Genomic DNA, 24,461 nt, shown 5'->3' on the forward strand with positions numbered 1-24,461 from the left:
TTTAGCCATGCTGTTTCCCCGCCGTAAGATTATTTCCATGCTCCATGAGCTTGGAGACAAGTTGCCCGCTGAAGAACGTCGAAAGTTAGCTAAAGCCCTTGATAGTTGGGACGCAAATGAGTCAATCGCGGCGACGTGGGAACTGGCGGTGTTATGGGCAACGTCGTCCGCAATAGGAGCAAGGCCGCATCCTGTAAGAATAAGAAATCAGAAGCAGCCGGACGGTGAGGTTGAACTAAATCTCGACCAACCCGTGATGTTCGATGTTAAGTCTCTTTCTGGAGACACTTTTACATTTAAGGAGCGCTTGGATAAAGCGACGAAAAAAATCGAAGAGTTGGCGAGGGCGATCTATCCTACGCTTACAGGAACGATCGAAGTTCGCTACTTCGAGTGGGCTACTTCAAAGCATATTCCCCGCCAGCCGGCCACGCTTGATGACCCGACAAGGAGCGAGGCGTTCCGCCGTCAATTCGAGGTGTTTTTGCAAGACGGCACCGTCGAAAAAGCTTTAATTCGCGTGCCCGGAGTAATTACCGCTCAATTCGAAAAGCGATCTTGGAACCGACCATATTTCGGTTGGAGTTGTTCTATTCCGGACCGTCTACAAAAAATCAAAAACAACCAGAGCAATTATGCAATCGCGCGCGCACGTGATCAGTTACTGCCTTATCGGTCTACGCATTATATAGGCTTGATACTCTGTGACGGCGGCAATCAAATGTTTTCAGACCCGCGCCGATATCAAGGCGTTGGGGAGACGGCGGCGGACATGTTCAACCATATCGTGAGTGAGTCTGAGGTTGATTTTGTTTTCACAGTGGGCTGCAAAGATGTGGCTGCGGCGAGTTCCAGCGGTCTGATTGCCTTCACCGCATTTTCAAATCACGTTCCAGCGACGTCTGTTGAAGCGTTTATGAGGAACGGACTCTCATTGAAGGTGCAGTCTACCCTCATTGCAGAATTTACCCGTGCATTGAAACAGATACCGGCAACAATGCGCAAACCCTACTCTATAAAATCAATTATGGAGCAGGACCAAAGATGGCAAAGAAGATGGGATCCTCGGCTAGGCACGTCTTGGTTCCTAAAAGAGGGAGTTAGGGGAATGAAAATCTCCGCCCGTACGCTGATCGATTTGCTTACAGGTGACATTACTGAAAAGGATCGCAACGCCATATTCGTCGGAAGTGTCAGGGAGGCGCTATCAAGCGGTAAGCGCTGCATTCGCGATATTCGCTTGGAAACAAAGGGAGATGAATTCGATGACGACTTAATTGTGATTGAGTTCGATGATGATCAAACAAGACGTTCATTCTCGGAGATCGCTAAGGAAATCGCAAGTCCCGAAGCAAAGACATCTTCCTCGCCGAAATAGAGATGGCCTACCAGCCGTCCATATAACGATCGGCGTCGGCTTCTGGCGCTAAGTCCTCGCACATTTACTCCCTCACACCCTCTCCACAAACCCGTCCAGCACCCGCTTCTGCCCGGCGCGATCAAAGTCGATCGTCAGCTTGTTGCCCTCGATCGCGGCGATATTGCCGTTGCCGAACTTGATGTGGAAGACGCGGTCGCCGAGGGAGAATTTCGAGGGTTCGTCGATTTTTGATTTGGCGACGAGTTCGCCGTCGATGGTGCGGGCTTTGGGGCCGCTTTCGCCATAGCCGATGCGTTCGATCGAGACGCCGGAGCGGTTGCCCCAGTTGTCGCGGGTGGCGTCGGTCCTGTTGGCTTGGGCGCGTTTCCAGCCGGGGGTGGAATAGGTGTTGGCGAAGGGTTCTTGCTTGTCGAAGCGGGACTGGCCATAGCCGCCCCTGTTGTAGCCGCCATAGGACTGTTCGGCTTCCGACACTTCGACATGGGTGACCGGCAGTTCGTCGAGGAAGCGCGAGGGCAGCGTCGATTGCCACAGGCCGTGGATGCGGCGGTTGGAGACGAACCAGATATGGCAGCGGCGCTTGGCGCGCGTCAAGCCGACATAGGCGAGGCGGCGCTCTTCCTCGAGGCCGGCGCGGCCGCCTTCGTCGAGTGCGCGCTGGTGCGGAAACAGGCCTTCCTCCCAACCGGGCAGGAAGACGGTTTCAAATTCCAGGCCCTTGGCGGAATGCAGCGTCATGATCGAGACGGCATCGAGGTTTTCGTTGGTCTCGGCGTCCATGACCAGCGCGATATGTTCGAGGAAGCCGCGCATGCTTTCGAACTGCTCCATCGAGCGGATCAGTTCCTTCAGGTTTTCCAGCCGTCCCGGTGCTTCCGCCGACTTGTCGTTCTTCCACATGTCGGTATAGCCGGACTCCTCGAGAATGGTCTCGGCGAGTTCGGTGTGCGGCGTGGTTTCGAGCAGGGTCTGCCAGCGCTGGAACATGGTGACGACGTCGAACAGCGACTTGCGGGGCTTGGCCTTCATCTCGTCGGTTTCGATGATGTCGGCGGTGGCCGCCAGCATCGGGATATCCCGCTTTCGGGCATAGTCGTGCAGGGCGCGCACGGTGGTGTCGCCGAGGCCGCGCTTGGGCGTATTGATGATGCGCTCGAAGGCGAGGTCGTCGGCCGGCTGGCAGACGAGGCGGAAATAGGCCAGCGCATCGCGGATTTCCATGCGCTCATAGAAGCGCGGGCCGCCGATAACGCGGTAGTTCAGGCCGAGCGTGACGAAGCGGTCTTCGAACTCGCGCATCTGGAACGAGGCGCGCACCAGGATCGCCATGTCGTTGAGATTGTGCTTGTTGCGCTGGAGGCTTTCGATTTCCTCGCCGACGGCGCGGGCTTCCTCCTCCGAATCCCAGGCGGCATGGACCTGCACCTTCTGGTCGTTCGGATCGACGCGGTCGGTGAACAGCGTCTTGCCGAGGCGGCCTTCATTATGGGCGATCAGATGGCCGGCGGCGCCGAGAATATGCTCGGTGGAGCGGTAATTGCGCTCCAGCTTGATCACCTTGGCGCCGGGGAAATCTTTTTCGAAGCGCAGGATATTGTCCACTTCCGCGCCGCGCCAGCCATAGATCGACTGGTCGTCATCACCAACGCAGCAGACATTCTGCGGCGTGCCCTTCGGCCGCTGGGCGAGAAGCCGCAGCCACATATACTGGGCGGTGTTGGTGTCCTGGTACTCGTCGACCAAGATGTAGCGGAACTTGTCGTGATATTCCTTCAGCACATCCGGATGGGCGCGGAACATGCGGATGGGATGAAGCAGCAGATCGCCGAAATCGCAGGCGTTGAGTGTTGTCAGCCGCGCCTGGTAAGCGGCGTAGAGCTCGCGGCCCTTTCCGTTGGCAAAGGAGCGGGCGTCGCCTTCGGGGATTTCGGCCGGGCCGAGGCCCTTGTTCTTCCAGCCGTCGATCATCTGGGCGAACTGCTTGGCCGGCCAGCGCTTGTCGTCGATCCCCTCGGCCTGGATCAGTTGCTTGATCACGCGCACGACATCATCGGTGTCGAGGATGGTGAAGGAGGACTTGAGGCCGACCAGTTCGGCATGGCGGCGCATCAGCTTGACGCCGATCGAATGGAAGGTGCCCATCCACGGCATGCCCTCGACCGCGCCGCCGACGAGAACGCCGACGCGCTCCTTCATTTCGCGGGCCGCTTTGTTGGTGAAGGTGACGGCGAGGATCTGGCTGGGGAAGGCTTTTGCCGAGGCGAGGATATGGGCGATGCGGGTGGTCAGCACGCGCGTCTTGCCGGTGCCGGCACCGGCAAGCACGAGGACGGGGCCATCGAGGGTTTCCACCGCGTCGCGCTGTTCGGGGTTCAGGCCGGAGAGATAATCGGGCACACGATGCTGGTCGCGGGCAGCCATGGCGCGCGCCGCGATGCCGCTTGCGGCGGGCGCTGGCGGGGCAGGCTGGTGGCTCGCTCCACGCGCAGGACGCGGCGCCGGCTCCTCGTCGAAGAAGGGAATATCGTCAAAACCATTGCTCATGCGGCTCAATGTAGTGATTCGGAGCCGAAAGGCCAGAATTCCGTTCTGCTTTTATTCCGCAAGCAGCCGCTTCTTCACCGTTTGCGTCGCCATTCCGCCGCGATCAGGGCTGATGATCGGCATCGAAGGCGGGATCGACGGGAAGCTGCAGCGCCGTCGCCAGCTGGTTGGTCTTGGCGGCGAGCGATATGACGCGCAGGAGATCGGCATACTGCTCGGCGCTCATGCCCTTGGCTTTCGCGGCTGCCGTATGCGAGTGGGCGCAATAGGTGCAGCCATTGGTGACGGAGACGGCTATATAAAGCATCTCCTTGACGAGCGGATCGAGTGTCGAGGGCATCGCCATGACCGCCTTGACCTCGGCCCAGGTGCTTTCGAGCAGGCCGGGATCGAAGGCGAGGTAATGCCACATATTGTTGATGAAATCGGATTTGCGCGTCGTGCGGATGTCGTCGAAGACGGCCTTGACCCTGGGATCGGATTCGGCGTCGGCGTTTCGGGCGATGGTGCTCATGAAGGTCTCCTCGTCGGCAGGGGCGGATCGCAATCCGCGCATTGGCTAAAACCGTTCTATTACAAATACGTAATGATGGCATTCTAGGATTGCTTGCAGTGCAGCAAGGGGAGATAGTCGCAGAAAACAACGATCCCGTGCGCCGTTCGGCCGGGACGCGCCTTATTCAATTTGGAGTTCTGCATGCGGCTTTGGAAGCAGCTTTTGATCTGCCTGGTCATTCTCGTCGCCGCCCTCGGCGTCTGGGTTCATTTCGTGCCGGGTGCGGATGCGATGCTGGCCAAGGCCGGTGTGCCGCAGCAGGTGATCGCGCTCGTCGCCAAGCCGGCCGGTGAAGCCAAGGACGGAGGCCAAGGTCAGGGGAGCGGGCAGGGCCGTCGCAATCAGGGTGGCGGTGGCGGAGCGACGCTGGTCGTGACGCAACCCGTGGATGTCGCCGTGGTCAATGACCGGCTGAACGCGATCGGCAACGGCGCGGCGATCCTGTCGGTCAGCGTGACGCCGCAGGCGACCGGCAATCTCACCGAAGTGCTGGCGAAATCCGGCGACAGGATCGAGAAGGGGCAGGTGATCGCCCGCCTTGACAGCGATGAACAGGCCATTGCCGCCGACCAGGCCAAGGTCGCCGTGGAAAGCGCCAAGGAAAAGGTCGAGCGCAACCGCAAGCTCGGCAATGCCGTTTCGGTCGCCGTGCTGCGCGATGCCGAGTTCGCCATGCAGGCGGCGGAGCTGGCATTGAAGACGGCCGAGCTTGATCTCAAGCGCCGCGATATCGTCTCGCCGTCCGCCGGCATCGTCGGCATCATCACGGTCAATCCGGGCGACTACGTCACCACCTCGACGCCGATTGCGGTTGTCGATGACCGGTCCCAGATCCTTGTCGATTTCTGGGTGCCGGAGCGTTTTTCCAACAAGATTTCCGTCGGTCAGGACGTATCGGCGACAGCAATCGCTCTGCCGACGTCCGAGCTGTCCGGCGTCATCGATGCCATCGACAACAGGGTCGATCAGGAAAGCCGTACATTGCGGGTTAGGGCGCGGATCGAGAACCCTGATGATACGCTTCGGGCCGGCATGTCCTTCTCCGTTTCGGTGCGCTTTGCCGGTGATCAGTATCCGACGGTCAATCCACTGGCGGTGCAGTGGAGTGCCGATGGCTCCTATGTCTGGCGTGTGCAGGAAGAGAAAAGCCAAAGGGTGCCGGTCAAGATCATCCAGCGCAATTCCGACAAGGTGCTGGTCGATGCCGAACTGGCCAAGGGCGATGCCGTGGTGATGGAAGGCGTGCAGCGACTGCGCGACGGCGGCGCTGTGCGGCTGGCAGAACAGCAGCAGGAGCGGCGCAACGGCAAGAAGCCGGCCGAGGCCCAACCTGCCGAGCAGAAAGTCTCGGAAGCGGAGACGGCGAAATGAGCGGCGATGCGCATCATACAGGCGCCGGCCGCAGCGCCGGTTTCACCGCTCTCTTCATCCGCCGGCCCATCTTCGCGCTGGTGGTCAACACGCTGATTATCGTCGCCGGTCTTGCCGCGCTGAACGGCATCGAGATCCGCGAATTGCCGCAGGTCGACCAGCCCGTCGTGTCCGTCAACACGACCTTCGACGGCGCCTCGCCGGAAACGGTGGACCGCGAACTGACGTCGGTGATCGAAGGCGCGGTGTCGCGCGTCCAGGGCATCAAGAACATTTCCTCGACCTCGCAATATGCCCAGAGCCGGGTGACGCTGCAGTTTTCCGACACGACCGATATCGGCCAAGCGTCGAACGACATTCGCGATGCGCTGGGCCGGGTCACTGGCCAGTTGCCGGAAGATGCCGACGAGCCGCGCATCGTCAAGGCCGATGCCGACAGCCAGCCGATCATGCGACTGGCGCTGACCTCCGACACGCTGTCGATGGAAGACCTGACGCTGCTCGCCGAAAACGAGATCACCGACCGGCTGGCAGCCGTCGAGGGCGTCGCGGACGTCCAGATCAATGGCGACCAGGAGAAGATTTTCCGAATCGATGTCAACCAGGCCAAGCTGGCGGGGCGAGGGATTACCATTGCCAACCTGCGCACGGCGCTGGCAAGCGCTTCGCTCGACGTGCCTGCAGGGTCGCTCACCAGTGTGGACCAGGACATTTCGGTGCGCGCCACCGCCGACCTGCAGACGCCTGATCAGTTCGAAAACCTCATTCTCAGCAACAATGTCCGTCTCGGCGATGTCGCGACCGTCACGCTCGGTCCGGATATCGGCACGTCCTCGTTGCGCTCCGACGGCCGGCAGGGGATCGGTCTCGGAATCATCCGCCAGGCGCAGTCGAATACGCTCGACATTTCGCGGGGCGTTGCCAATACGGTCGCGACCATTGCCGAAATTCTTCCCAAGGGAACGACGCTCAAGGTCACCAGTGACGACGCCGTGTTTATCGACGGTGCGATCCATGAGGTGGAGATCGCGCTCGTCGCCTCGGTGGTCATCGTGACCCTCGTCATCTATCTCTTCCTGCTCGACTGGCGCGCGACGCTCATTCCGACGCTGACCATGCCGATCGCGCTGGTCGGCACCTGTGCGGCGATCTATCTGGCCGGGTTCTCGATCAACATCCTGACGCTGCTCGCCATCGTTCTGGCGACGGGGCTTGTGGTGGATGACGCGATCGTCGTGCTCGAAAACATCGTGCGCCGGCGGGGCGAGGGCATGGGACCACGCGCGGCCGCCGTGCTCGGAACGCTGGAGGTGTTCTTCGCCGTCATCGCCACGACTGCGACGCTCGCCGCCGTCTTTGTCCCGCTGTCGTTCCTTCCGGGCCAGACAGGCGGGCTTTTCCGCGAGTTCGGTTTCGTGCTGGCCTTCGCCATCATGTTATCGGCTTTTGTGGCGTTGACGCTGTGCCCGATGCTCGCCTCGCGCATGCTCAAGCCGCACGCGGAAGGACATGGGCATACGGGTTTCATGGGGCGGATCGGCTATTTCGCGGCAGCATTCTACAGGCGGACACTGCGGGCCTGCCTCAACACGCCGGTGGTCGTCTTCATGGTCGCGGTCATGGTGACGGCGGCCGGTGCCGGTGCGTTCACGCTGCTGAAGTCGGAACTGACGCCGACGGAAGATCGATCGCGTATCCTTCTGCGCATCCAGGCCCAGCAGGGTGTGTCGCTCGAATATACGCAGGAGCAGATGCGACGGGTCGAGGATGGGCTGAAACCGTTCGTCGAGAATGGCGAGATCGCCAATGTCTTCTCGATTTCGGGGCAGGGCGGATCCGTCAATAGCGGCTTCATGGTGCTGACGCTTGCGCCATGGGCCGACCGCGAGCGGACACAGCAGCAGATTTCGGCCGATATCGCCAAGATGACGGCCAATATTCCTTCGATCCGTGCCTTTCCGATGCAGCCCAACAGTCTTGGCATTCGCGGCGCCGGCAACGGGCTGCAGGTGGCGCTGGTCGGCAATGATTATTCCAAACTCGGCGATGCCGCCAGCAAGCTGGTGCGGCAGATGGAAGACAGCGGGCGCTTCGAGAATGTGCGTCTGAACTATGAGGCCAACCAGGCGCAGCTTTCCGTGACGATCGACCGCGAACGGGCTTCCGATCTCGGCATCGACATTGTCGGCCTGTCCTCGGCGCTGCAGGCGATGCTCGATGGGAACAGCGTGCTCGATGTCTATGTCGAGGGCGAATCCTATCCGGTCAAGCTGCTCTCGACCACCAACCCGGTCAACGATCCCACCGACCTTCAGAACATCTTCCTGAAGACCGGGGACGGCAAGATTGTGCCGATGTCGACGATCGCCAGTGTCGAGGAACGGGCCGTTGCGCCGCAATTGTCGCGGGAATCGCAGCTGCGCGCTGTCTCGCTGTCGGCGGGTCTGACCTCCGGTCTGGCACTTGGTGATGCCCTGTCCATGGTCGAGACGATGGCCGAACCGCTTCTGCCGCCGGGATCTCGCGTGGTGCCGCTGGCCGAGGCGGCGACCCTGAACGAGAACGCCAACGGGATGTTCGTCACCTTCGGCTTTGCCATCGTCATCATCTTCCTGGTGCTCGCGGCGCAGTTTGAAAGCCTGATCAGCGGCCTGATCATCATGTCGACGGTGCCGCTCGGGCTTGCCTGCGCCGTGTTCGCCATGCTGCTGACGGGCAACACGCTGAACATCTACAGCCAGATCGGGCTGGTGCTGCTGGTGGGGATCATGGCGAAGAACGGCATCCTGATCGTCGAATTCGCCAACCAGCTGCGTGACCGTGGCGAGGACCTGCGCTCGGCGATCGAAAATGCCGCCAATATCCGTCTGCGTCCGGTGATGATGACGATGATCGCCACCATTGTCGGCGCAGTGCCGCTGGTGCTGGCAAGCGGTGCCGGCGCCGAGGCCCGCGTGGCGCTCGGCTGGGTGCTGGTCGGCGGTCTCGGGCTCGCGACCGTCGTGACGCTGTACCTCACTCCGGTGGCCTATCTCGTCATTGCCCGCTTCACCAAGCCGCATGTCGATGAGGAACGGCGTTTGCAGCGGGAGATGCAGCACGCCGAGACGCTGCAACTGGCAGAGGCGGCTGAGTAGGCAGGGGCGACAGCTTTCGGCCGGTTAAGGCTGCTGATAAGTGGCAGAGCCGGTTATTCGGCGAAAACATCTCCTTACACTCCGTCTTCCCCGCCCTTGTGGCGGGGATCCAGCGACCCGACGTCTGTCGGGTCAAAGAATCCCTTCAGCTCAATGACTTGAGCTGGCTGGATGCCTGTGACAAGCACAGGCATGACGGAGAGAATGGTAATTATGGGCTTAGAGGTGGCCTTAGGGTCGGGCCAAAAACTGATTTTTTCGACAATCTGGGCCGGCTGACGACCCATCGGTCGGCTTCAGCTTCTTTGCAAGGATGTAGCGATTTCTGCCCTGTGTCCGGACTGTCTCACCCCGTCACAATTCTTTGCTAAACCCCTGATGTTACCGGTGAGGTTCTGGACAAAGTGATTCCGATTTGCACAGTAGCGCGTTGAAATTTAAGAATTTCCGCGATGCATGGCGCGGCGGTTCGGGGAGGTCGGATGGCATTGAAGGCGATTAGGGCGGGTGTCCGCAACGAAACGGGTATTGCCGCCGCACTGCCATTGTTGAGTGCCCGTTTCGGTGATCGTTTTCAGACCGGCGAGGCCATTCGCGCCCAGCATGCACACACGACCACCTATATTCCGGCCCAACTGCCCGACGCCGTTGTTTTTCCAGACAGTGCTGCCGAGGTCGAGGCACTCGTTGCAATTGCCGCAGACCATGGTGTGCCGCTGATCCCGTTCGGGACAGGTTCCTCGCTTGAGGGGCATATCAATGCGCCGCATGGCGGCATCAGCGTCGACATGAGCCGCATGGACAAGGTGCTCGAAGTCAACGCGTCGGATTTCGACTGCACGGTCCAGCCGGGCATTACGCGCGAGGCACTGAACGTCTATCTGCGCGACACTGGCCTGTTCTTCCCGATCGACCCCGGCGCCAATGCCTCGATCGGCGGCATGGCCTCGACGCGGGCCTCAGGCACGAATGCGGTGCGCTATGGCACGATGAAGGACAATGTGCTCGCGGTCACCGCCGTGACGGCCGGGGGAAAGGAAATCCGCACGGCTCATCGCGCCAAGAAATCATCGGCGGGCTATGATTTGACCCGTCTGTTCGTCGGGGCCGAAGGCACGCTTGGCATCATCACCTCGATCACGCTGCGGCTTCAGGGCATTCCGGAAGTGATCGCGGGTGGGGTCTGTTCGTTTCCTTCGGTCGGCGACGCCTGCAACACGGTAATCCTGACCATCCAGTCGGGCATTCCGGTAGCGCGCATCGAATTGCTCGATGCGCTACAGATGCGGGCGAGCAATGCCTATTCGGGCCTCGCGTTTCCGGAGGCGCCGACCCTGTTCGTCGAGTTTCACGGCAGTGCGGAGAGCGTTGCGTTGCAATCCAAGCAGTTTGCCGAAATCGCTGCCGAATTCGGCAGTTCCGAATTTCGCTGGACGGCCAATACGGACGAACGCAACGCACTGTGGAAGGCGCGGCACAATGCCTATTGGGCGCAGAAGAGCCTGGCGCCCGGACTGGCCATTCTCTCCACCGATATCTGCGTGCCGATCTCGCGGCTGGCCGATTGCGTCGAGGCGACGCATGAGGACATTCTCGCCAACAACCTGATCGCCCCGATCGTCGGCCATGCCGGCGACGGGAACTTTCATGTCGGGCTGCTGTTTGACGACAAGGACGATGCGGATATCGCCAAAGCCGAGGCTTTTGTTGCCCGCCTGAACGAGCGCGCGCTGGCAATGGACGGCACCTGCACCGGTGAGCACGGCATCGGGCAGGGCAAGATGCCGTTCCTCGAAGCCGAACTTGGCGATGCGCTGGACCTGATGCGGCAGGTGAAGCGCGCGATGGATCCCGGTAACATCTTCAATCCCGGCAAGATTTTTGCCATGTGAAAACGGTATTCGAGTGCTAAGGAGTGGTGACGGTCTGCCGGAGCGCTATGTGCGGTAGAGAGATGAGATAGGGCTTGTAACTGGTGCTTTCGCGAATTCTGGCTTTCATCGGTGGTCTTCTGGTCGTGGCGCTGTTTGTCGCGCTGATCGCGCCAATGTTCGTGGACTGGACCGATTTTCGCAAGGATTTCGAGCGTGAGGCGAGCCGCATCATGGGCAAGCCCGTTGTGGTTCATGGCAGTGTCGATGCCAAGCTCATTCCATTTCCGTCCGTGACCCTCAACGACGTCCGTGTCGGCCAGTCCGAGACCGGCGAACCGCTGGTCCAGGTCGAGCATTTCTCCATGGATGCGGAACTGGCGCCGTTCCTGTCGGGCGAGGCGCTGATCTTCGACATGCGGCTGGAACAGCCAAAGGCGAAGATCAGGCTTCTGCCGGACGGCACGCTTGACTGGGCAAGGGGCCGTAAAGCTTCGATCCCGGCGAAGAATGTCGTGCTCGAAAATGTCGAGATCACCGGCGGGCAGATAGATTTCATCGACGAGCAGACAGGCCGGACCCGGCGTGTCACCGGGCTTGAGGCCGACCTGTCCGCCCGCTCGCTGGCGGGACCGTGGAAGATCGACGGGCGCGCGGCGCTGGATGGTGAGTCCGGTAGTTTTTCCTTTTCCAGCGGTGAGCCGGACGATACCGGCGTGCTCGGCCTGCGCTCGCGCCTGACGCCCGACAAGCGGCCGTTCGGCGTCGAGCTCGATGGCGACCTGAAGATCGTCGATTTCAAGCCGGTCTATCAAGGTAATTTCACGCTGACCGAAAACCGGCCGGCGGAAGCACAGAAGGCGCAGGAAACGCAGGCTTCCGCGCTTCGCGTGACAGGCGCATTCCAGCTGACCAACGAGCGTATCCGGGTGCCGGAATACCGGCTTGAGGTTGGCCCCAAGGATGACCCGTATCTGGTGACCGGCGAGGCGACGCTGGATACCGGCAAGGACCAGGAATTCCTGCTTCTGGCGGATGGCCAGCAGATCGACGTCAGCCGCATCGGCAATACCGGCGAGGCGGGAAAGACGGGGCGTGACCCCGCGATTTCCGTGCGCCAGCGGCTGGCCGCGATGATGGCGATCGCCGCCGATATTCCGATCCCGCAGGTTCCCGGCCGCGCCAGCCTGAAACTGCCGGCGATCGTTGTCGGTGACACCACGGTGCGCGAGGTTCGGCTCGACCTTCGGCCCGACAATTCCGGCTGGATGATCGACAATGCCGTCGCGCAATTGCCGGGACGCACGCAGTTCGAGGCCAAGGGCCGGCTGCAGCTGAGTGGTCAGCGGGCGTTTCGTGGCGAAATGCTGGTTGCGTCCAACCAGCCGTCGGGGCTTGCGACCTGGCTTGCCGGCTCCGTCGATCCGGCGATCCGCAAGCTGAAGACCGCCGGTTTTTCGGCGACGGTCAACCTGACCGACACGCTGCAGCAATTCGAGCGGCTGGAAGTCGCTGCCGGCCCGGCGGTCCTGCGCGGACGCATCGAGCGGCAGGCGCTGGATGGCGCGCCGCCGAGCCTGTCTTTACAGTTGAAGGGTAATCGCATCGACCTGGAGGCGCTGAGAGCGCTGGCCGGGCTCGTGGCGGGCGATTCCTCAAACGAAACGGTTCTGGCGCACACCATTGCCGCCGATCTGTCCGCCGAGCAGTTTTCCGCCTTCGACGAGGATGCCGGTGACGTCCAGCTGGTGGCGACGCTCAAGAACGGGCAATTGCAGGCCGAGCGTGTCTCGATCGGCAATCTGGCGGGGGCGCAACTTGCGCTGTCCGGCCGGATGAGCGGGGACATCACGGCGCCGGTGATCTCGGCCAAGATGAAGCTGGCCTCACCGGATCTGACCCCGTTCCTGAAGATGATCGAGCGCCATGCCGCAGCCCATCCGGCGCTGGAACGTCTTGTTCGCAGCGGCCCCTATTATACCGATGCGGCGCTCGACCTGACGCTCTCGACCGGCAGTCAGGATGGCAAGGCTCCGGTGACGTTCGGTATTATCGGTTCATCGAACGGCACCAAGATCGCCGCCAATTATCAGGCGCCCAATATCGGACAGGCTCTGAGCGGGCAGGGCATCCTGCTGGAGGCGACGCTGGAAAATCCCGCGACGCCGGTTCTTCTCGGGCAGGTGGGCTTCGATCCGCTGCCGTTCGATGCGGATGCCAACGCGCTGCTGTCGATCAAGCTGGAAGGGACGGACGGACAGAAGGCCAATGCCGGACTGACCTTTACCACGGAACATACGTCGCTTTCGGCCAGCGGCGATATCGAACTGTCGCGCGATGCGTTTCTGTCCGGCCAGACGAAGATCAACCTCGAAAGCCGCGACTTCGAGCCTTTCCTGCTGTTGCAGGGCATCGGCCTGCCGCAGATGGGGGCGGGGCTGCCTCTGGCGCTGAAGGCGGATGTGGCGACCACGCCGGATGCCGTGACATTGTCGGGCATCGAAGGCAAGGCGGATGGCAATGCGTTTTCCGGAAGCGTCGCGCTGGACCGCAAGGCACCGGGCAAGGCGACGGGGCAGATCGCGCTCGACACGCTGGATATGGGCTGGATCGGCGAGGGCATTCTCGGCGGCGTGCAGGACGGCGCGACGGGTGACCTGTCGTCGGCGCCGGTGGTGCAGCCGGCCTGGTCCGGCTTCGATGTCGCCGTCGATGTGACGGCGAAACGGTTCTGGCTGGGCGTTTATGGCGCGATTTCGGACATGACCGGCAAGCTTCTCTGGAAGGGCGACCAGATCGAGCTTTCCTCGCTTGCCGGCGGCTGGCTGGGCGGCAAGGCGGAGGGACGCCTGCTGCTTGGCAATGGCGACGGGTCCGGCTTCTTTCAGACACAACTCGATCTGAAGGACGGCGATCTGGCCGCCGCAGCCTGGAAGTCCGGCGGTGCGGCGGTTGCCGAAGGACGCTTCGACCTAGCACTGTCGATGGAAGCGTCCGGCAAGACGGCCCGCGCCATGGCGGAATCGACGAGCGGCTCCGGCACAGCGACACTGCGCGACGTCACCATTCACGGCCTGAACACGGCGGCGCTGCCGGACCTGATGGCCGCCGCCGACAGTCTTCAGGGCGATATCACGCCGGATGCGGTCCAGCCGTTTGCTGCAAAAAGCATCCTGTCGGGGGACACGGTGCTCGGCTCGATCACGGTTCCCTTCTCGATCGCCGGCGGCACGCTGAGGGCGCAGAATGTCACGGCCGCCGATAATGCGGCGGGTCTCGCCGGCAATCTGGAAATCAGCTTTCCCGACGAACGCATCACGGCTGGTATAGACGTTGATTTTCGTCCGGGCGAGGAGGCGCTGACCGGCGCGGAAGCCCAGGTCAGCCTCAACTATGCGGGGCTGCTGCAATCGCCGGGCATGACGCTGGATGCGACGGACCTGTCGAACTTCCTGTCACTCCGAGCCTTCGAGCGGGAACGCCGCCGCGTCGAGACGCTGCAGGCCAATGTGCTGGAAAAGCAGCGGCTGCGCCGCGAAGTGGCGCTTTACAAGGCCAATGCGGTCGAGCGCGAGTCTGCGCGCCTGCGGGCAGAGGAAGAACAGCGCCGGCGTGAGCTTGCAGCGAAGGAAGCGGCTCGCCTGAAGGCGGAAGCCGAGGCCAAGGCAACAGCCGAGAAAAAGGCTGCAGAGGAGGCTGCCGCCGCGGAGAAGGCGGCGGCGGAAGCGAGGGCGGCCGCAGAGGCCGCACGCAAGGCGAAGGAAGAAAAAACCCTGAATATCCAGCCGTTTGATCCCTCACAGGGCGTCGCTCGGGGTGAGGATCTGTCGGCGCCGCAGGGTGGGGGGGAGAGTGGGCAGCAGCAGGATATCGTGCCCAATCGGCCGTTGAATTTTGACGCGCTGCCCGGTGTCACGCCACAGTAAGGTGGTTGAGTTTATTCGTATTTACGAAGGGGACGTTCTGGCTTGTGGAATAGGTTATGCAAGGCTAGGGGCTTGTACAGCCCTTCCGGCCTGCGGCCATCTTTTCCGAAAGGGGAGGTTGTCACATTTGCGGTACCGCAGCCTCTGTTGTCTCCTCTCCCTGCCTTAACCTCCGATGTGATCCGGAAGGAAACGATCGCCTTGGACGAGTTTCTCCAGCAGAAGAGTTGAGAATAAATCCCTCATGCCGGTATCAAAGTCGGAGTTTCCGCCCCGTTAACCTCACGCCTCGACTCACTCGCGCCATTGGTGCATGCTGAATGTGGTCAGCGGAGGCATTCAGCATGTACAAAGTCGAGTTTTATAAGAGCGGCCAAACCCGGCCATTTGCAGCGCTTGCTTTGGCTGACGTGTCCGGCATCGTGCCTGGCCAATATGTCGATTTCCCCCTCTTCGCACCGGTCCACTACAGGTCTACCAGCTCCTTACCGAGATCTACCCAGACGGGCTCAAGACGAAGGTTATCGTCGGGCCTCACGCAAAGAAAGTTGTCAGCGACGATAGCGGCGCCGTGTGGCCGGATCTTCAACCGACCGGTGACCGGTGGGTACCATGGCCGATGGGGTCCGACATCGAGAAGGACTGACATTCTTTCACGAGATCGTGTATTAGGTTATGCTGTTTTTAGCCACAATCGCTGGTGAATATCGGACTGTGAACAACCACAGAAGGACTACTTCACATGCGTATGTTGACGACCGTCTTGAGTGCAGTCGCCATCACCCTCGTCATTGCTACCGCAGCGAGCGCTTTGCCCTGCGCGGACGGCATCGCCGATGTCTGCGTCGCCGGACGTTCGGTCGAGTCCCCTTGGGGCGCATGGTGGGCCGCAGTCTTGCGCTAAGCCCGGACCTCATCCGTTTGCGAATAGTCGATCCGCCGGTTACGCTGGCGGATTTTTTCATGCCTTCTCCGCAGGCCGAAGTCCCATGCATGACCACGATCTAAACATTTAGGGTATGGAGTGACTGCAAAAAAATCACTCGTCTTACCGGCTTCCATCCGATTTGACCCATTCAAGCACATAGACCCGCAGCGCCGACGAGAGGTTGCTGTCGGCGTCGCGTGTGTCGTCGATTTCGGCGATCAATTGCGCCAGCGCCATCCCTCGGGCTGCCGCGATCGATTTCAATTCGATCCAGAAGGGCTCTTCCAGCGTGAAGCTGGTGCGATGGCCGTGCAAGGTTGCGGAATGCTTGCGGATCATCGATCGACCTCAGGGAATGATTCAATTATCTACCGGATTGATTCCGGTTTTCCGCCCAAGGTCTTGATTTTATGAAGATCTGTGCCGGCTGATGATGCGCTGTGGTCAGGTTTCCCCGTCGTCCGGCGTCGTTTCGCGCCGGCCCTGATCGAGCGCCTTCCCGGCCTTGTCGTTCAAAGCGCTGGTCAGTTGCTTTTCGGCCTTGGTGCGGCCGAAGGAGATGCGGTTCTGTTCGGCAACCTTGTCTTTCTCCGTCCGCGCCTTCTGCTTGCGGAATTGACGGAGATTGACGACGTCGCCGGACATGACGGTATCCTTAAAACTGGCTTCAGTTCTTCTTGCGGAAGGAATCAAGCGAGATCACCGAGCCGCCTTCCTTCTTGCCGTCGTCGCCGGTCTTGGCTTCGGTTTCGGCTTCGGAAGGTTTCTCGACGGACGTGATCGGGTAAGCGGTGATCTCGGCGCCTTCGCTTTCTTCTTCCTCCGTGGCTGCAACATCGAATTCGAGTTCGAAATTGACCGACGGGTCATAGAAGCCGCGAATGGCGTTGAAGGGGATGACGAGCTTTTCCGGTGTATCGGAGAAGGACAGGCCGATCTCGAACAGCGTTTCGGTGACCTTCAGGTCCCAGAACTGGTGCTGCACGACGATGGTCATTTGCTCGGCATATTTGGCCTTCAGGTGCTGGGAAATGCGTACACCCGGCGCGCCGGTGAGGAATGTGATGAAGAAATGATGATCACCGGGAAGGGCGCCTGTCGCTGCGACTTCGATCAGAACCTTGCGAATGACGCTGCGAAGGGCGTCCTGCGCGAGAATGTCGTAGCGGATATGGTCTTGGCCCATAAGATCCCCGTCTTTCTTGTAACTCAACTCTGTTAGTCTTATGCCATCGGCTCTGTACGCAGGAAAGTCCTGACATACGAGTCATTTGCATCATCTATAGACCATTTCAAGGCATTGGAGAATGACAAACGATGGAACATGACGGCAAGGTAAAGGGGAGGGAAGTGGAGGTTTCTGTTGCCAGGTACCTCCGAACCCCGCCTAAGAGTGCGACCCCTTAGGACTTGATTTGAAGTGCCACACTGCGATTAAGCAGCGAGACGAGCTTCCGCATAGTTGTCGTTTGCAACTACAATTTTAGCCCGATAACGGCGGTACAATGCCGAGCAAAAAGTCGATCTTTACACCCTTGTCGATCCTATTTCGCCCCCATCAAAAGCCGGTCGGTAAGTCATGTCTGACCGGTTTTTGGTGGAGGCGCCGGGTACCGCCCCCGGGTCCAATAGGCTTATTTCATCGCCTGTTTATCGCCATAGCCGTCCGAAGACGGCAACTGTCATATAGGTGTTTCAATGCTCCAAGAAAAGGGCCTTTTCAAAAATACGGTGTGCACTTACCGTCCGGGCGTCACGGATTGGTCTTGACTTGCCCGCCAAGCGTGAAAAAACTTCCGTTCGCACCATTCATCAGGAGTGGTGGCGGGTGGCGCAAAGCCAAACCATGTGAGGAGACACCATGACGGATTATCTCGCAGACGTTCAGAAATACGACAGCGGCGCCGACGAGGCCGTTGTGAACAAGATCGTCAAGCATCTTGGAATCGCGTTGCGCAACCGGGACTCCTCGCTCGTTTCCGCCTCCGACCCAACGGAGCTTGAGCGCGTCAAGGAAAAGTGGTGCGGCAAGAAGCTCGGCGTCACCGGCCCGGATGCGGACGCTGCCGTGGACGCCGCCGCCAAGGCCATGGCTGCTGATCGATCGAAGTCGCGCGTGACCTTCTACTATTTGGTGGCCAAGCATCTCGACAAGCTGGCGACACTTTAAGACAGAATCAAGCCTGGGGACACCCGGGATTTGAGGATTGGTTCGCCGCCGACTTGCGCCTATTTTACGGCGGATAACGAATCGGCGGCGGACCCATGAAACAGTATCTCGACCTCTTGCGGCATGTGATGGAGACCGGGTCCGACCGCGGCGATCGCACGGGGACCGGCACGCGCTCCGTGTTCGGATACCAGATGCGGTTCGATCTGGCCGAGGGTTTCCCGGTCCTGACGACCAAGAAGCTGCACCTGCGCTCGATTATCCATGAGCTTCTCTGGTTCCTGAAAGGCGACACCAATATCGCCTATCTCAAGCAGAACGGCGTCAACATCTGGGACGAATGGGCTGACGAGAACGGCGATCTCGGTCCAGTCTACGGCTATCAGTGGCGCTCCTGGCCGACCCATGACGGCCGCCATCTCGACCAGATTGTCAATCTGATCGAAGGCTTGAAGACCAATCCCAACTCGCGCCGCCACATCGTTTCCGCCTGGAACCCGGCGCTGGTGGACGAAATGGCGCTGCCGCCGTGCCATTGCCTGTTCCAGTTCTACGTCGCGGACGGCAAGCTCTCCTGCCAACTCTACCAGCGTTCGGCGGACATTTTCCTGGGCGTACCATTCAATATCGCTTCCTACGCCCTGCTGACATTGATGGTGGCGCAGGTGACCGGGCTGAAGCCGGGTGATTTCATCCACACGTTCGGCGACGCGCATATCTACAAGAACCATTTCGAACAGGCGCGCCAGCAATTGGGCCGCTCACCGAAGGCCTTGCCGAAAATGGTCTTGAACCCGAAGGTGAAGGATCTGTTTTCCTTTCAATTCGAAGACTTTGAGCTGGTTGGCTACGAAGCCGATTCACATATCAAGGCGCCGGTTTCGGTGTAATCTTCACGTGCAGCGGCAAATGGGCGCTGGTGGATGACTGGCGAGGGAGGACGGCATGCTGACACTCATTCACGCGCCGATGTCGCGGTCCGGCCGGATGGTCTGGCTCTTGGAGGAACTGGGTGCCGAATACGACATCCGCTATGTCTCCATTCGCCGTTGGGATGGTTCGGGCGCGCCTGATGCCGACAATCCGCATCCGCACAAGCAGGTGCCGGCCTTGCTGCACGACAGGGCGCTGATCACCGAATCGGCAGCGATCACGCTCTACCTGACCGACCTGTTTCCGAAGTCCGAGATGGGGCGTCCTCAAGGCGATGCCGAGCGCGGTGCCTATCTCTCGTGGCTGTCTTATTATGCCGGCGTGATCGAGCCGACGGGCACGGCCTTCATAAGCGGGCTGACGCAAAGCAATCCCAATCTCGAAAAGGGCTATCGGGAGATGTGCGAGCATGTGGTCGGTACGCTCGAGCGGCAACCTTATCTGCTTGGCGACAGGGTCAGCGCCGTCGACCTGCTGCTGGGCGGCGCTCTTTCGTGGATGCGCAAGCTGCTGCCGGAAAGTGATGCGGTCGATCACTACGTCAAAACGCTCACCACCCGCCCGGCGCTCGTGCGCGCCCGCGAGATCGACAGCAAGCCGGATGGATTTCATGACTGACATAAAGACCACCATCGTTGTCGCTGTTGCTGAAAACGGTGTGATCGGACGCGAGGGCGGCCTGCCATGGCATCTGCCGACCGATCTCAAGCGCTTCAAGGCATTGACGCTCGGCAAACCCGTGATCATGGGGCGCAAGACCTGGGCGTCGATCGGCCGGCCGCTGCCGGGGCGACCCAATATCGTCATCAGCCGCGATCCGGCGTTTCGGGCAGAGGGAGCAACGACCGTTTTGTCTCTGGACGAGGCGATCCAACTCGGCAGACAGCAGGCGAAGGCTCTCGGTGTCGACGAGGTCTGCATTATCGGCGGCGGCGAGATTTATCGGCAGGCGATCGACGTGACGGACATTCTTAACGTCACAGAGGTTGGTGCGACGGTCGACGGTGACACCCGCTTTCCGCAGATCGATCCTGCTGTGTTCGAAAAGACCTTCGCCGAAACGCTGACGCGCGGCGAGAAGGACAGCCACACCATGCATTTTGCGACCTGGCGTCGCAAAAACTGAATCGCGTCAACTATTTTGCCGGATTTACGGTGAAGTTGGATACGTCGCGTTGAAAGCATCCCGCCAGATACCTATAACGAGTTCACATCCGGCCCGCGGCGTGTTCGCGGGGGCTGGGTCTCGGAATTTTTTCTATAGAAGAGGTATGAATGCCCTGGAGCAATCAGAACGGCGGCGGCGGCGGTCCATGGGGCGGCGGCAGTGGCGGCGGTGGCGGAAATAAAGGCCCCTGGGGTCAGGGACCGAACCGCCCGCGCGGTGGTGGCGGCCGTGGCAACGGTGGCCCGCCGGATCTGGAAGAAATCTTCCGTCGCGGTCAGGACCAGTTGAAGGGCGTCGTTCCCGGCGGCTTCAATGGCGGTGTCCTCGTGATCATTGCCCTCCTGCTGATCGGCTTCGTGCTGATCAATTCCATTTACACTGTTCAGCCGGACGAGCGCGGTGTCGAAATGCGTTTCGGCAAGCCGAAGGACGAGATTTCCATGCCGGGTCTGCACTACCATTTCTGGCCGCTTGAGACGGTCGAAATGGTCAAGATCACCGAGCAGCAGCAGAACATCGGTTCGAAATCTGGCCTCGGCGATCAGTCGGCGGCGGGCTTGATGCTGTCGGGCGACCAGAATATCGTCAACGTGCAGTTTTCGGTGCTGTTCTCCGTCACAGACCCGAAGGCCTATCTCTTCAACGTCGAAAATCCGTCGCAGACATTGCAGCAGGTTTCCGAAAGCGCCATGCGCGAAGTCGTCGGTCGTCGTCCGGCCCAGGACATCTTCCGCGACAACCGTCAGGCAATCGCAGCCGATGTGAAGACGACGATCCAGGCGACGATGGACACCTACGGCGCCGGCATTTCCGTCAATACGGTGGCGATCGAGGATGCGGCACCGCCGCGCGAAGTCGCCGATGCCTTCGATGAGGTTCAGCGTGCCGAACAGGACGAAGACCGCTTCGTCGAGGAAGCCAACCAATACGCCAACCAGGTTCTCGGCAAGGCGCGTGGACAGGCGGCCCAGATGCGCGAAGAAGCGAACGCCTACAAGGATCGTGTCGTCAAGGAAGCACAGGGTGAGGCGCAGCGCTTCATCTCCGTCTATGACGCCTATGCCAAGGCGCCGGATGTGACACGCAAGCGGCTTTATCTGGAAACTATGCAGAACGTTCTCGGCAAGTCGAAGAAGGTCATTCTCGACGAAAAGAACGGCCAGGGCGTGCTGCCCTATCTGCCACTGAATGAAATCGGCAAGCCCGCGACGTCGGGAGGGGCCCAGTAATGAACAATCGTCTCCCCTACATCCTGATCGGCCTGGCGCTCGTGCTGATGGCGGTCTATTCGTCGGTCTTCATCGTCAACCAGCGCCAGCAGGCAATCGTCGTGCGGTTTGGTCAGATCAAGGACGTGAAGACCGAGCCGGGCCTGTACTTCAAGCTGCCGTTCGCCTTCATGGATGCCGACCGCGTGCAGTATGTTGAAAAGCAGGCCTTGCGTTTCGACCTCGACAATATCCGCGTGCAGGTTTCCGGCGGCAAGTTCTATGAAGTCGACGCCTTCGTCGTCTATAGGATCGACGATGCCCGCCGCTTCCGCGAAACGGTGTCCGGCGATCGTGAATCGGCTGAATCCCGCCTTCGTACGCGTCTCGACGCCTCGCTACGCCGTGTCTACGGTCTTCGTGGCTTCGAATCCGCGCTGTCGGAAGAGCGCGCTTCGATGATGCGCGAGGTCCGTGCCGACCTGAAGGGTGATGCGGAATCGCTGGGCCTGAACATCGAGGATGTCCGCATCCGCCGCACCGACTTGACACAGGAAGTGTCGCAGCAGACATTCGAGCGCATGAAGGCCGAGCGTCTCGCAGAAGCCGAACTGATCCGCGCCCGCGGTAACGAAAAGGGCCAGACGCGCCGCGCCGTCGCCGATCGTCAGGTCGTCGAATTCGTCGCCGAAGCCCAGCGCGATTCGGAAATCCTGCGCGGTCAGGGTGAAGCCGATCGGACAGCCGTCTTTGCCGATGCATTTGCCCGTGACCCGAAGTTCTTCGAGTTCTATCGCTCGATGGCGGCTTATGGTTCGGCAATCGCCAGCCCGGACACGACGCTGGTGTTGTCACCCGATTCGGAGTTCTTCCGCTACTTCAACAATTCGGACGGTGCTGTTGCTCCGGCGACAACCCAGCCTGCGACAGGAAACTGATCGGCAAAATGGGTGACTTTCTGACGGGAATTGCATTTTTCCTGATCATCGAGGGGCTGGTGTACGCACTGGCCCCTTTGCTTTTGGTAGAAATGGCGAAGCGATTGCCGGAAATCCCCGAGCAACAGTTGCGTCTATTCGGCCTTGCTTCCGTTGCCATCGGCGTCGTATTGGTCTGGCTCTTGCGAGGATAGACATGACACACAAATTGCTCATTCGCCTGGTGGATGCCGAATATGCGATCACCCGGCTCAATATCGGGTCGCAACTGCCGGAATGGCTGCCGGGTGCCGGGTTCTGGGCCGTTTCCAGTTCGCGGGAAGAAATGACCCTGGTTTGCCGGGCGGCGCGCATCCCCTCGAATGTCCAGTCTTCTGGTGGCTGGCGCTGTTTCCGCATCGAGCAGCATTTCAACTTCGAGGTTCCGGGCGTCCTGGCATCGGTGCTCAACCCCTTGTCGGATGCCGGCGTCGGCATCTTCGCCAATTCGACGTTCAGCACCGATTACATCTTCATCATCGGCTCCGATCTCGACAAGGCCGTCGCAGCCTTGAAGGCCCATGGCCACGAGATCATGACGTGATGTGCCTGATGCCCCGCGCCCGTCGGCACCGCTGACGAAAAGATGACTGGACGCGTCCCAAATCCGCCTTATCTTCACATAGATTCTAAGCGATACCGGGCAGCGGACATGCCGATGCGACCTTGGGGCTGCATGGGCGCTTGCGCCACCTGACGACTACATTTGCTGCCTTTTCGGCATGCCAATCCCAAGAGGACCCCATGGGCTTGTCCATCCGCGCTTCCTTCGTCCGATCCGTCACCTTGGCCGCAAGCGCCGCGCTGGTTTTGAATTCCTGGCCGGTGGTTGCCACCGCTCAGGCTCAGGCGCAGACAAAGCCACCGGTCACAACACAGCATGGACCGGAGTCGGTTGCCGATCTCGCCGCCGGGCTGCTTGATGCTGTTGTCAACATCTCGACGTCCCAGAACATCAAGAGCGACGACGAAACGCCGATGCCGCAGGTGCCGGATGGCTCGCCGTTCCAGCAGTTCTTCGACGAATATTTCAAGGGGCAGGGCGGTGAGGGTGGCAATCGCCAGCGCAAGGTCGATTCGCTCGGATCCGGTTTCGTCATCGATCCGTCCGGCGTCATCGTCACCAACAATCACGTGATCGAAGGTGCCGACGACATCGAGGTCAATTTCGCCAATGGCTCCAAGCTGAAGGCGAAGCTGATCGGCACGGACACCAAGACCGACCTGGCGGTGCTGAAGGTCGAGCCGAAGAAGCCGCTGACGGCGGTGCCGCTCGGGGATTCCCGCAAGATGCGGATCGGTGACTGGGTGATGGCGATCGGCAATCCCTTCGGCCTCGGTGGCACCGTCACGGTCGGGATCATCTCGGCGCGAGGGCGCAATATCAATGCTGGTCCCTACGACAACTTCATCCAGACGGATGCGGCGATCAACAAGGGCAACTCCGGCGGACCGCTCTTCAACATGTACGGCGAAGTGATCGGGATCAACACAGCGATCATTTCGCCGAGCGGTGGCTCGATCGGCATCGGCTTTTCCGTGCCGACCGAGCTTGCGGCCAATGTCATCAACCAGTTGAGGGAGTTCGGCGAAACCCATCGTGGCTGGCTTGGCGTGCGTATCCAGCCGGTGACCGGCGATATCGCCGAAAGCCTGAAGATGGAGACACCGAAGGGTGCGCTGGTCGCCGGGATCATCGAAGGGGGGCCTGTCGACGGCGGTGAAATCAAGACTGGCGACGTGATCATCAAGTTCGATGGACGCGATGTGGTCGAGATGCGCGACCTGCCGCGTGTTGTCGCGGAAAGCCCGGTCGGCAAGGCTGTCGATGTCGTCGTCATTCGCGACGGCAAGGAGATGACGGTGAAGGTGACGCTCGGCCGTCTGGAAGACAGCGATGATGTGGCGGAGGCCGCGCAGAGCCCGCAGGGCCAGGAAGAGGGCACGGACCAGGCTGAGCCACCCGCTGCGGAACTGCCTGCATCCGATGTGGTGCTCGGCATGAAGCTCGCCGTTCTCGATGCAGCCAGCCGCAAGACCTACGGCATTGCCGACGATGTCCAGGGTGTCGTCATCACGGATGTCGACCCACAATCGGCGGCCGCCGAACGGCGGATCGCTGCCGGTGACGTGATCGCGGAAATCGGTCAGGAGGCGATGGAGACGCCGGAGGACGTTTCGGCGCGTGTCGAAAAACTCAAGGCGGACGGTCGTCGCAATGCGCTGCTGATGATCGCCAACAAGACAGGCGAATTGCGGTTTGTGACTGTCCGGATCGAGTAAGGTTCGCT

Annotated in this window: 20 protein-coding genes and 1 other RNA gene; 15 read left to right on the forward strand and 6 right to left on the reverse strand. The window is 60.5% G+C overall.

What is annotated here, in order from left to right:
* Window positions 1-7 precede the first annotated feature (7 nt).
* Window positions 8-1,378, forward strand: coding sequence for a hypothetical protein (locus ASG68_RS19525; protein ID WP_062580087.1), 1,371 nt, complete (start codon window positions 8-10; stop codon window positions 1,376-1,378).
* Between the two features lie 72 nt (window positions 1,379-1,450).
* On the opposite strand, the gene ASG68_RS19530 is transcribed toward ASG68_RS19525, so the two are convergent.
* Window positions 1,451-3,925: an ATP-dependent helicase gene (locus tag ASG68_RS19530; protein ID WP_062602536.1), complete on the reverse strand. Its 2,475-nt coding sequence runs from the start codon at window positions 3,923-3,925 to the stop codon at window positions 1,451-1,453.
* A gap of 103 nt (window positions 3,926-4,028) precedes the next feature.
* Window positions 4,029-4,439, reverse strand: coding sequence for a carboxymuconolactone decarboxylase family protein (locus tag ASG68_RS19535; RefSeq protein WP_062580091.1), 411 nt, complete (start codon window positions 4,437-4,439; stop codon window positions 4,029-4,031).
* A gap of 183 nt (window positions 4,440-4,622) precedes the next feature.
* Between ASG68_RS19535 and ASG68_RS19540 the strand changes: the two genes are divergently transcribed.
* The 5 genes from ASG68_RS19540 to ASG68_RS31520 all read left to right on the forward strand — a co-directional run bounded on the left by ASG68_RS19540 (window position 4,623) and on the right by ASG68_RS31520 (window position 15,690).
* Complete coding sequence (locus tag ASG68_RS19540) at window positions 4,623-5,852, forward strand: efflux RND transporter periplasmic adaptor subunit (protein ID WP_062580093.1); 1,230 nt, start codon at window positions 4,623-4,625, stop codon at window positions 5,850-5,852.
* Complete coding sequence (locus ASG68_RS19545; RefSeq protein ID WP_062580096.1) at window positions 5,849-8,989, forward strand: efflux RND transporter permease subunit; 3,141 nt, start codon at window positions 5,849-5,851, stop codon at window positions 8,987-8,989. The genes ASG68_RS19540 and ASG68_RS19545 overlap by 4 nt, the downstream gene beginning before the upstream one ends.
* A 482-nt stretch (window positions 8,990-9,471) precedes the next feature.
* Window positions 9,472-10,881, forward strand: coding sequence for an FAD-binding oxidoreductase (locus ASG68_RS19555; RefSeq protein WP_062580100.1), 1,410 nt, complete (start codon window positions 9,472-9,474; stop codon window positions 10,879-10,881).
* A gap of 83 nt (window positions 10,882-10,964) precedes the next feature.
* Window positions 10,965-14,786, forward strand: a complete 3,822-nt coding sequence (locus ASG68_RS19560) for an AsmA-like C-terminal region-containing protein (protein ID WP_062610051.1) — start codon at window positions 10,965-10,967, stop codon at window positions 14,784-14,786.
* Window positions 14,787-15,528: 742 nt separating this feature from the next.
* Window positions 15,529-15,690, forward strand: coding sequence for a hypothetical protein (locus ASG68_RS31520; RefSeq protein WP_156373736.1), 162 nt, complete (start codon window positions 15,529-15,531; stop codon window positions 15,688-15,690).
* Between the two features lie 144 nt (window positions 15,691-15,834).
* On the opposite strand, the gene ASG68_RS19565 is transcribed toward ASG68_RS31520, so the two are convergent.
* From ASG68_RS19565 to ssrA, 4 genes are all read right to left on the reverse strand, one after another.
* Entirely contained in the window at window positions 15,835-16,053 is a 219-nt protein-coding gene (locus tag ASG68_RS19565) for a ribbon-helix-helix domain-containing protein (RefSeq protein WP_062580106.1), read from the reverse strand.
* 105 nt (window positions 16,054-16,158) lie between these two features.
* A complete protein-coding gene (locus tag ASG68_RS19570; RefSeq protein ID WP_062580108.1) occupies window positions 16,159-16,359 on the reverse strand; it encodes a DUF4169 family protein in 201 nt (66 codons plus the stop codon).
* 22 nt (window positions 16,360-16,381) lie between these two features.
* Complete coding sequence (locus tag ASG68_RS19575; RefSeq protein ID WP_062580109.1) at window positions 16,382-16,900, reverse strand: SspB family protein; 519 nt, start codon at window positions 16,898-16,900, stop codon at window positions 16,382-16,384.
* A 163-nt stretch (window positions 16,901-17,063) separates the two neighbouring features.
* Window positions 17,064-17,430, reverse strand: a transfer-messenger RNA (tmRNA) gene (gene ssrA / locus ASG68_RS19580).
* A 145-nt stretch (window positions 17,431-17,575) separates the two neighbouring features.
* On the opposite strand from ssrA, the gene ASG68_RS19585 reads away from it, so the two are divergent.
* From ASG68_RS19585 to ASG68_RS19625, 9 genes are all read left to right on the forward strand, one after another.
* Window positions 17,576-17,884, forward strand: coding sequence for a DUF2853 family protein (locus ASG68_RS19585; RefSeq protein ID WP_062580111.1), 309 nt, complete (start codon window positions 17,576-17,578; stop codon window positions 17,882-17,884).
* A gap of 95 nt (window positions 17,885-17,979) precedes the next feature.
* Window positions 17,980-18,774 (forward strand): thymidylate synthase, encoded by a 795-nt coding sequence (locus ASG68_RS19590; RefSeq protein WP_062580113.1) that lies wholly within the window; start codon window positions 17,980-17,982, stop codon window positions 18,772-18,774.
* Between the two features lie 55 nt (window positions 18,775-18,829).
* Window positions 18,830-19,435 (forward strand): glutathione S-transferase family protein, encoded by a 606-nt coding sequence (locus tag ASG68_RS19595; protein WP_062580115.1) that lies wholly within the window; start codon window positions 18,830-18,832, stop codon window positions 19,433-19,435.
* Window positions 19,428-19,943 (forward strand): dihydrofolate reductase, encoded by a 516-nt coding sequence (locus ASG68_RS19600; RefSeq protein WP_156384896.1) that lies wholly within the window; start codon window positions 19,428-19,430, stop codon window positions 19,941-19,943. Before ASG68_RS19595 ends, ASG68_RS19600 begins: the two co-directional genes overlap by 8 nt.
* A gap of 149 nt (window positions 19,944-20,092) precedes the next feature.
* Window positions 20,093-21,214: an FtsH protease activity modulator HflK gene (gene hflK / locus ASG68_RS19605; protein WP_062580119.1), complete on the forward strand. Its 1,122-nt coding sequence runs from the start codon at window positions 20,093-20,095 to the stop codon at window positions 21,212-21,214.
* Window positions 21,214-22,131 (forward strand): protease modulator HflC, encoded by a 918-nt coding sequence (gene hflC / locus ASG68_RS19610; RefSeq protein ID WP_062580120.1) that lies wholly within the window; start codon window positions 21,214-21,216, stop codon window positions 22,129-22,131. The genes hflK and hflC overlap by 1 nt, the downstream gene beginning before the upstream one ends.
* Before the next feature lie 8 nt (window positions 22,132-22,139).
* A complete protein-coding gene (locus ASG68_RS19615) occupies window positions 22,140-22,325 on the forward strand; it encodes a DUF2065 domain-containing protein (RefSeq protein WP_062580122.1) in 186 nt (61 codons plus the stop codon).
* Window positions 22,326-22,327: 2 nt separating this feature from the next.
* Window positions 22,328-22,714, forward strand: coding sequence for an ACT domain-containing protein (locus ASG68_RS19620; protein WP_062580124.1), 387 nt, complete (start codon window positions 22,328-22,330; stop codon window positions 22,712-22,714).
* A 206-nt stretch (window positions 22,715-22,920) separates the two neighbouring features.
* Window positions 22,921-24,453 (forward strand): DegQ family serine endoprotease, encoded by a 1,533-nt coding sequence (locus tag ASG68_RS19625; protein ID WP_413814037.1) that lies wholly within the window; start codon window positions 22,921-22,923, stop codon window positions 24,451-24,453.
* The last annotated feature ends 8 nt before the right edge of the window (window positions 24,454-24,461 follow it).

The sequence above is a fragment of the Rhizobium sp. Leaf453 genome (genome assembly GCF_001425605.1).
In the GTDB taxonomy this organism is placed as follows: domain Bacteria; phylum Pseudomonadota; class Alphaproteobacteria; order Rhizobiales; family Rhizobiaceae; genus Pararhizobium.